Here is a 9,802-nt window from a genome sequence, read left to right on the forward strand (position 1 = left end):
TCGCGAAGTCGCGGGCTGGGTCGGCGGCGCCCGGTTACGCCTCTTTTCCCGGCGCTTGACCTGCTGCCAGGCATCTTCCATTTACTCCAGGCTCGCCTGAGTAAGCGTAAGCCCCTGCGCGTCAATAATCGCTTCCACCTGGCGGAAGCGACGCTCGAATTTGCGGTTGGCCTGTTGCAGAGCGACTTCCGCCGTCTGGCCCAGATGGCGCGACAGATTTACCGTGGCGAACAGCAAATCGCCCAGTTCGGCGCGCAGGTCGCCAAAGTCGCGCCGCGCGATGGCGTCGAGCACTTCATAGGTCTCCTCCAGCGTGCAGGGCGCGATGGAGTCAAAGGTCTGGCTTTTATCCCAGGGGCAGCCCGCCTGCGGGTCACGCAGACGGGTCATGATGGTCAACAGCCGGTGCAGCGCAGCGCCGGCATGCGGTTCAGACATAGAGCATCCTTTGACGAGTCAGTTACCGTGCAGCCGACGCGCGTCAATGACGTCCGGCAGTTGGTTGAGTTTCGACAGCACCCGCCCCAGCACCTGCTGGTTATAGATCTCGATATCCATATCAATGGTGGCCAACTGTTTCTTCACATCGCTGCGGCTGGCAACCCCCAGCACGTTGACCTTCTTGTTGGCGAGAATGGTGGTGATGTCGCGCAGCAGGCCGCTGCGGTCGTTGGCGGTCACTCTGACCACCAGCGAATACCCGCTGGAGTAGCTCTCGCCCCACCCCGCGTCCACAATGCGTTCCGGCGCGTTGGCCTGCAGATCCGCCAGTTGCTCGCAATCGGCACGATGGATGGAAATGCCGCGTCCCTGGGTGATAAAACCGGTGATATCGTCTCCCGGGATCGGCTGGCAGCAGCGGGCGATATGGTGCATCAGGTTGCCTCCCCCCTCCACCACCACCCGGCCGTTATCGCGGTTGCGCGGCACCGGTGGGGTTTTCTGCGTCAGCTGACGCAGCGCCTGTTTGTCTTCCTCTTCGGCACTGGGCTTGTTCAGCTTACTCTGCAGGTAATTGACCATCTGGTTGATGCGCGCGTCGCCGCCGCCGATGGACGCCAGCAGTTCATCGAGCGTATTGACGTTGTAGCGTGGCAGCAGCAGTTTTTCCGCCTCGCGCACGCTGATGCCCAGATGCTCCAGCTCCTCTTCCAGCAGTTGGCGGCCGGCGGCAATGTTTTTATCCCGATCCTGCTTGCGAAACCAGTTATGGATTTTGGAGCGCCCGCGGCTGGTGGTGACATAACCCAAGTTGGGATTCAGCCAGTCGCGGCTCGGGTTCGGGTGTTTCTGGGTGATGATTTCGACCTGATCGCCCATACGCAACTGATAGGTGAAGGGCACGATACGGCCGCTGATTTTAGCACCGATACAGCGGTGGCCCACATCGCTATGGATATGGTAGGCGAAGTCCAGCGGCGTGGAGCCGGCCGGCAAATCCACCACGTCCCCTTTGGGCGTAAACACATAGACGCGATCGTCAAACACCTGGCTGCTCACCTCGTCGAGCATTTCGCCGGAGTCCACCATCTCTTCCTGCCAGGCCAGCAGCTTGCGCAGCCAGGTGATGCGCTGCTCATAGCCGGATCGGCCGCCGGTCAGGGCGGTGCCGCCCTCTTTATACTTCCAGTGCGCGGCCACCCCCAGCTCGGCGTCCTCATGCATCTGGCGCGTGCGGATCTGGATTTCCAGCGTTTTGCCGCGCGGGCCCAATACCACGGTATGGATCGATTGATAGCCGTTGGGTTTCGGGTTGGCGACGTAGTCGTCGAACTCATCCGGCAAATGGCGAAAATGGGTATGCACAATGCCGAGCGCAGCATAGCAGTCCTGCAGACGCTCCACCACCACCCGCACCGCGCGCACGTCGAACAGCTCGTCGAATTCCAGCGCCTTTTTCTGCATTTTGCGCCAGATGCTATAGATGTGTTTCGGCCGGCCGTAGATATCGGCCTTCAGCCCTTCCTCCTGCATGGCCTTGCGCAGGGAGGCGACAAAATCCTCGATATACTGTTCGCGGTCGATACGCCGCTCGTGCAACAACTTGGCGATGCGCTTGTATTCATCGGGATGCAGGTAGCGGAAGCAGAAATCCTCCAGCTCCCACTTGAGCTGGCCAATGCCGAGGCGGTTGGCGAGCGGCGCATAAATATTGGTGCTTTCTTTTGCCGCCAGCACCCGTTCGTCTTCCGGCGCATCCTTCAGTTCACGCAAATGGGCGATACGCTCGGCGAGCTTTATCACCACGCAGCGGAAATCCTCGACGATCGCCAGCAGCATGCGGCGCACGTTATCCACATGCTCCGGCGCCATGGAATCATTATGGGTTGCCTTCAACTGGCGGATGGCGTCCATATCGCGCACGCCGTGTACCAGTTCAACGATGCTCTTGCCGAATTCCGCCTCCAGCACCGTCTCTTCCACCACGCCGGCATCGGCCAGCGGGAACAATAGCGCCGCGCACAGGCTGTCGTTGTCCATACTGAGCATGGACAGAATTTCCACCATTTCAATGCCGCGCCACAGCAGCAGGGGGGCATCCGGGTGGTCCTTGCACCGCTGCTCGCAGTAGCGCCAGGTGTCGGCCAGGCGTTCACTTGATTGCGGATTGGCGAGGCCCAGACTGGCAACCCAGTCGTCCACGGCAAATTCGCACGCCGGGTTCAAATGTGCACTTCTTACCGCAACCATACCCACTCCCTATCTTGCAGAGATGCCGGAACGCTTGATAAATAACGCCATCGACTCAAGATGGCCGCTATGCGGAAACATATCCAGCATCGCCAGGCGTGCCAGGGTGTAGCCTGCCGCCAATAAAATTTTGCTATCCCGCGCAAGCGTCGCCGGATTGCAAGAAACGTAGACAATGCGCTGCGGCGCCACGCCGCCAATAGGGGTATCACGCCGGCCGCACCCGCTCTGGCCGGGTCGAGCAATATCTTATCAAATCCGCCCACAGCCCACGGTTGATGCATCACATCTTGCTCAAGATTTTCGTGAAAAAAAGTCACGTTGCCTAGTGAATTACTCTGCGCATTATATTGCCCATTCGCTACCAGCGCCGCAACCCCCTCAACGCCGGTGACCTGCCCGCTCAAACGCGCCAGCGGCAGGGTAAAATTGCCCATGCCGCAAAAGAGATCCAACACCCGTTCGCCGGGCGCCGGCGCCAGCCAATCCAGCGCCTGGGCCACCATTTGCTGGTTGACCTCGTCATTGATCTGGATGAAGTCGCGTGGACTGAAACGCAGCGTCAGCGCCGCTATCTGATAATAGGGCGGCTCGCCGCTCAGGCATTCCAGGCGTTCGCTGTCGGGCGCGAGCCATACGCTGACCTGATGGGCGGCGGCGAAATCCAGCAGCCGGCGGCGATCCTCCTCCACCAGCGGTTGCAGGTGGCGCAGCACCATCAGTGGACCGTTATCCGCCGCCGCCAGTTCGACATGCCCCAGATGCGCCACGGCCCGCAGCCCCTGTAGACAGGCGCGCAAGGGCGCGATGAGCCGCTCGAGCGCCGGCCGCAAAATCGGGCAGGCGTGAATATCGACTAAATCGCTCGACTTTGCCTGCCGATAACCCATGCTAAGTTGGCGGGATTTCGGGCGATAGACCAGCCCCAGGCGCGTGCGACGCCGGTAACCATAGGCGCTGGATCCGATTTGCGCCACCTCGGGCACTGCGTCTAGCTGTTCGCGCGCAAACAGCTGCGCCAGCGCCGCCGCCTTGGTGCGCTGCTGCAGCGCCTGGCTGATATGCTGCTGCTGACAGCCGCCGCACACCCCGTAATGGGGGCAGCGGGGAGCGACCCGGTCGGGGGCGTCGTTCAGGCGGCGGACCACTTCGCCGTGGCTGTATTGTCGTTTATCCTCGGTGAGACGCACCACGGCCTGCTCCCCCGGCAACAGCCCGGGGATGAATATGACCTTGCCCCGGTGGCGCGCCAGCCCCTGGCCGAACGCATCCAGTTGGTCACACAGGACCGTGACCCTTTTTTCCCGGGTCGCCACGCGACGGTTTGCAGAGTAGAATTGCGCCATAGATTGCCGGAAACGCCTTTGCGAAATGAGCCTGACGCTATTCTCCCATATTGGACCGCTATGACCAAATACAGCTTGCGCGCGCGGATGATGATACTGATCCTGGCTCCGACGCTTTTCATTGGCTTACTGCTTATTAGCGCGTTTTTTGTCGTCCACCGCTATAACGAGCTGCAGCATCAGTTGGTGGACGCCGGCGCCAGCATTATCGAGCCGCTGGCGCTGTCCAGCGAATACGGTATGACGTTTCACAATCGCGAATCGGGGCGCCACCTGGTTAATTTGCTGCATCGCCACCACTCCGATATTGTGCGGTCCATCTCGCTGTTCGACGTCAATAATACCCTGTTCGTTACCTCCAATTATCAACAGAATATGGCGCGGCTAAAGCTGCCGGACGGCGCGCCGCTGCCCGAGGGGCTAACGTTGCTGCGCTCGGGGTCGTCGCTCATCATGCGCACGCCCATCATGCGCGAGGACAGTCTACCGGACGGCGAGCGCGCTTACGGTGCGGCCAGCGACGCGATAAAACCGCTTGGCTATATCGCTATCGAACTCGATATGGACGCGGTGCGGCTGCAGCAATATAAAGAGGCGTTTATTTCCACGCTGCTGTTGCTTTTGTGCCTTTGTTGCGCCGGGCTGTTTGCTTACCGGTTGATACGCGATGTCACGGGCCCTATCCACAATATGGTCAGCACCGTTGATCGCATCTGCCGCGGCCAGTTGGACAGCCGGGTGGAAGGCTACATGCTCGGCGAACTGGATATGTTGAAAAACGGCATTAACGCCATGGCGATGTCGCTTAGCGCCTACCACGAAGAGCTGCAGCAGAATATCGATCAGGCGACCTCGGATCTGCGTGAGACCCTCGAGCAAATGAAAATCCAGAACGTCGAACTGGATCTGGCGAAAAAACGCGCCCAGGAGGCGGGGCGCATCAAGTCAGAATTTCTGGCGAATATGTCTCACGAGCTGCGCACCCCCCTCAACGGCGTTATTGGTTTTACCCGCCAGACGCTGAAAACACCGCTCTCCCCCACCCAGCGCGATTATCTGCAAACCATTGAGCGTTCTGGCAATCATTTACTGAGCATCATTAACGACGTGCTGGACTTCTCCAAGCTGGAAGCCGGCAAACTGATGTTAGAAACCATTCCCTTCGCGCTGCGCGCCATTTTGGATGAAATCGTGATCCTGCTGGCCCATACCGCCCACGAAAAGGGGCTGGAGCTGATTTTACAGGTACAGCGCGAAGTGCCGGAATATGTCATCGGCGACCCGCTGCGGCTGCAGCAGGTGATGACCAACCTTATCGGCAACGCCATCAAATTCACCGAGCAAGGGCATATCATCATTCGCGTCAGCCGCCAGGGTCACGAGCGGGAGCGGGTGGAGATCAACGTGCAGATCCGCGATACTGGCATCGGCATCGCCGCGCGTCAGCAATCGCAGCTGTTCCAGGCCTTCCGCCAGGCCGATGCCAGCATTACCCGCCGCCACGGCGGTACCGGTCTGGGGCTGGTGATTACGCAAAAACTGGTGCGGGAGATGGGCGGAGAGATCAACTTCCGCAGCCGCGCCGGCCGGGGCTCGACCTTCTGGTTCCATATTCCGCTGCAGATCAACTGCCATGCCTGGGTGGACCCGCACCGCTACGATGCCCTGATGCACAAGCGTCTGGCGCTTATCGAGACCAACAGCGCGTCGGCGCAGGCCACACTCGAACTCTTGGCGGACACGCCGCTCGAGGTCAGTCACTATCCCGATCTGGACGCATTGGGCGATGCGCAGGTGGATATTCTGCTTATTGGTAAACCGGTGACCGCGACGCTGTCGCTGCCGGAAATGCGCTACGAGCTGCTGCGGGCGAGCGGCCATGCCCGCTGTATCATCCTGGCGCTACCGGTCGCATGGATGGTGGAGGCGGAGCTGCTAAAACATATGGGCGCGGACGCCTGTCTGACCAAACCGGTGTCCGGCCAGCGCCTGCTACCGCTGCTGCAATCGCCGCCGGCCCCGCGACCGGGCGACGAGCCCGAGGCCGGCACGCCCTGCCTGCCGCTGACCGTGATGGCGGTGGATGATAATCCCGCCAATCTCAAACTGATCGGCGCCCTGCTACAAGAGCAGGTGGAGCACACTATTTTGTGCAACAGCGCCGCCGAAGCTATCGCCTACGCCGGCAAAAAGCCGCTGGATATCATTTTGATGGATATCCAGATGCCGGAAATCGATGGTCTGCGCGCCGCGGAGCTGATTCGCCAGCTGCCGCTACACGCCCATACGCCGATCGTGGCGGTCACCGCCCATACCATTAGCGATGAACGCCAGCGGCTGCTGGATGCCGGCATGATCCATTGTCTGGCCAAACCTATCGATGAAGCGATGCTGCGCCGGCTGCTATCGCGCCACGGCGTGCACGATAGCGCGGCGCTCGCGGGGCCGCGCGAGGGGCCAGGCGACGTTAGACCGCCGCCGGCGCCGGCCGGCAATCAGGATGTTTCGCTCGATTGGCAGCTGGCGCTGCGTCAGGCGGCGGACAAACCGGATTTGGCGCGGGAAATGCTGGGGATGCTGCTGGAGTTTTTGCCCGAAATCAAACAGCGGGTGGAAGCGGTGGCGAGCGGCGCGCACGATGAGCACATCGGCAGCTTGATCCACAAGCTGCACGGCAGCTGCAGCGGCGTGCCGCGGCTGCGGCGGCTGTGCGCAAATATTGAGCAGCAGTTGCGCAGCGGCGTCGAGGTTGCGGCGCTGGAGCCGGAATGGCTGGAAATGCTCGACGAGATCGAGAACGTGCGCATCGCCGCCCGCGCCTGGCTTAGCGGTTAGCGAGCGGGCGACCCGGGTGAAAACGCGCGCCCCTCCCGACTTGGGCGTGACAAGCCGCGGCGGTCAGCAGCAGCTGTGCGCCCACACCGTGGGACGTATCCAGCGCATTGGCCAAATCCTTGATGTGCAGGTCGATACGAAAACCGGGTTTGAAATTGCGGTCCAGCACCATCGGCGCTTTGGCATCCAGCACGGTGCTACCGGCCAGACCACCGCGGATCGCTTGATACACCAGTTCCTGATCCACGCCGGCCTTGGTGGCGAGCACCATCGCTTCCGACATGGCGGCGATATTCAACGCCACAATCACCTAATTCGCTAATTTAGTGACGTTACCGGCGCCAATGTCGCCGGTATGCACCACCGAGCCGGCTATCGACTTGAGCATGTCAACATGGTGCTCGAAAATGCCTTTATCGCCGCCGACCATCACCGACAGCGTCCCGTCGATAGCCTTTGGCTCGCCGCCGCTTACCGGCGCGTCCAGCATCTGAATATGTTTCTCGGCCAGGGCCGCGGTAATTTCCCGGCTGGCCAGCGGCGCGATTGAACTCATGTCGATGACCACGCTGCCGGCTTTGGCCCCCTCTATCACGCCATTTTCACCGAGCACCACCTCTTTGACATGGGGTGAGTTGGGCAGCATGGTAATGATGACCTCGCACTGCTTGGCCACCGCTTTCGGCGACGTCGCCCGCTCGGCGCCGGCGGCCACCATTTCCTCAACCGATTCGGTGTTGCGATCCAGCACGACCAATGCGTAACCCGCCTTCAGCAGATTTTTACTCATCGGTTTACCCATGATCCCCAGGCCAATAAATCCAATCTTCATCGTAACATCCTCTTGACTCGTGTAATTGACGTGGCGCCGTGGCGTTTAGCGCTCGGCGTTCAGCATTTTGCGCTTAGTGCCAGACGCTCAGCCTTTGAATTTGTCGTACAGGGACTGGGTCGCGCTGCGAAACACTCCCAAATCGCTGCCGACGGCGACAAAGCGCGCGCCCCAATCCAAATAGCGCCGGGCATCGGCTTCGGCCGGCGCCAGAATGCCGCTCGGTTTCCCCTGCGCACGCGCACGGGCGAAAATGTGCTGGATCACCCGCTGCACTTCGGGGTGGTTGGGCGCCCCGAGGTAGCCCAGCGCCGCCGACAAATCTCCCGGGCCGACAAAAATACCGTCCACGCCATCCACCGCGGCGATGGCATCGATATTGTCCACCCCGTCCTGGCTCTCGATTTGCGTCAGCACGGTAATGTTGTCGTTAATCAGCGAGAAATACTCCGGCACGGTGCCGTAATTATTGCAGCGGTGGGAAACCGAGACGCCGCGGATGCCCGCGGGCGGATAGCGCGTGGACGATACGGCCCGTAGCGCCTGTTCCTCGGTTTCGACGAAAGAAATGAGAAAATTGTAGAAACCAATATCCAGCAGACGCTTGATAATCACCGGTTCGTTGGTGGGCGGGCGCACCACCGGCGCGCTGGGACTGCCTTTCAGCGCCATCAGCTGCGGAACGAAGGTCGTGATATCATTGGGCGCGTGTTCGCCGTCCAATACCAGCCAGTCGAATCCCGCCAGCCCCAGCACTTCGGTGGACACCGGATTGGCCAGCGCACACCAGCAGCCGATCAGGGTATCCCCTTGCAGTAAACGCTGACGAAAACGGTTCGGCAGTAATGGATTGTTCATAATGATCCTCTTACATGTGGACTAAAGTGCGGCGCGGCCGGCCGGTTACCGGCCGCCTCGTCAGGATTTTTTCAGCACCAGACGTGTGATTTCGCCTACCACCACCAGATAGCAGAACATTGCCGCCAAGGCGGAGCAGCCGACAAACACCAGCGCCATGTTGAAGGAATGCAACTCTTTGACCATATAGCCGATGACCAGCGGCGTGACGATGGAGGCAACGTTACCGAACACGTTAAACAGCCCGCCGCACAGCCCAATCATTTCTTTCGGCGCGGTATCCGCCACCACCGGCCAGCCGAGCGCGCCGAAGCCTTTACCGAAGAACGCCTGTGCCATTAACGCTACCACGACGACGGTATTGTCGGTGTAATTGCACAAGATAATGCTGGTCGCCAGCAGCATGCCCAGCACGATGGGAATTTTACGCGCCACGGTCAGCGAAAACCCGCGCCGCAGCAGATTATCCGACACAATGCCGCCCAACACGCCGCCGGCGAAGCCGCACAGCGCCGGAATCGACGCCACCAGGCCGACTTTCAGTATCGACATCCCCTTGTCCTGCACCAGGTAAATGGGAAACCAGGTGAGGAAGAACCAGGTGATACTATTGATAAAATACTGGCCGAAAAACACACCGAGCATCATGCGGCTGGTCAACATCTGGCGCACATCGCTCCAGCGAGGCCCCTCTTTTTTACCGGCCGCGGGCGAGTCCATATCCACCACCGAGCCGCCGGCGGACATATATTCCAGCTCTTGCGCCGACACCTGGGGATGCTTATCCGGGTTATGGATAAATTTAATCCAGATTACCGTCAGGACGAAGCCCACGACCCCCATCACGGTAAAGACATGTTCCCAGCCCCAGGTATAGGTCAACCAGCCCAGCAGCGGCGAGAAAATCGCCAACGAGAAGTATTGCGCCGAATTGAAGATGGCCGAGGCGGTACCGCGCTCACGGGTCGGGAACCCAGGCGGCGGCGATACGGGCGTTAGCCGGAAATGACGGCGCTTCCGAGAAACCGAGCATGAAGCGCAGGAAAAACAGCGTCATAGCGGCATAGGCGATAGGGAAGAAACCGACGAACCCTTGTAAAAAGGGTAAGCGCCCCGTGGAGGACGTCTTGAATTATTGGTGGGTTTGTTGTATGAGACAGTAAACCTACGTTACACGCTTATGCTCATTGCATTTTCACATTGTATTGATTTTAATAACTTTTATTTCCATCCCGGTTTG

At 60.0% G+C, this 9,802-nt stretch carries 4 protein-coding genes and 3 pseudogenes; 1 reads left to right on the top strand and 6 read right to left on the bottom strand.

The genetic code is table 11. From position 1 onward, the window contains the following. Positions 1–81: 81 nt before the first annotated feature. From ACMX3H_RS11465 to rlmD, 3 genes and pseudogenes are all read right to left on the bottom strand, one after another. Positions 82–438, bottom strand: a complete 357-nt coding sequence (locus tag ACMX3H_RS11465; RefSeq protein WP_415210939.1) for a MazG nucleotide pyrophosphohydrolase domain-containing protein — start codon at positions 436–438, stop codon at positions 82–84. Between the two features lie 18 nt (positions 439–456). Next, positions 457–2,691, bottom strand: coding sequence for a GTP diphosphokinase (relA, locus tag ACMX3H_RS11470; RefSeq protein ID WP_415210940.1), 2,235 nt, complete (start codon positions 2,689–2,691; stop codon positions 457–459). Between the two features lie 9 nt (positions 2,692–2,700). Next, a pseudogene (gene rlmD, locus ACMX3H_RS11475) lies at positions 2,701–4,037 on the bottom strand (23S rRNA (uracil(1939)-C(5))-methyltransferase RlmD). A 60-nt stretch (positions 4,038–4,097) separates the two neighbouring features. Here rlmD and barA point away from each other — a divergent pair. Beyond that, the gene (barA, locus tag ACMX3H_RS11480; protein WP_415210941.1) at positions 4,098–6,872 is read left to right on the top strand and encodes a two-component sensor histidine kinase BarA; all 2,775 of its coding nucleotides are present in this window, start codon (positions 4,098–4,100) and stop codon (positions 6,870–6,872) included. A gap of 55 nt (positions 6,873–6,927) precedes the next feature. Here the strand turns inward: barA and garR are convergent. The 3 genes and pseudogenes from garR to ACMX3H_RS11495 all read right to left on the bottom strand — a co-directional run. Then, positions 6,928–7,710, bottom strand: a pseudogene (gene garR, locus ACMX3H_RS11485) (2-hydroxy-3-oxopropionate reductase); the annotation flags it as partial. A gap of 81 nt (positions 7,711–7,791) precedes the next feature. Then, positions 7,792–8,562: a 2-dehydro-3-deoxyglucarate aldolase gene (gene garL, locus ACMX3H_RS11490; RefSeq protein WP_415210942.1), complete on the bottom strand. Its 771-nt coding sequence runs from the start codon at positions 8,560–8,562 to the stop codon at positions 7,792–7,794. Between the two features lie 60 nt (positions 8,563–8,622). Next, positions 8,623–9,664 (bottom strand): annotated as a pseudogene (locus ACMX3H_RS11495) (MFS transporter); the annotation flags it as partial. Between the last annotated feature and the right edge of the window lie 138 nt (positions 9,665–9,802).

This window comes from Sodalis sp. (in: enterobacteria), from assembly GCF_047607725.1.
Taxonomy (GTDB): Bacteria; Pseudomonadota; Gammaproteobacteria; order Enterobacterales; family Enterobacteriaceae; genus JBLKSS01.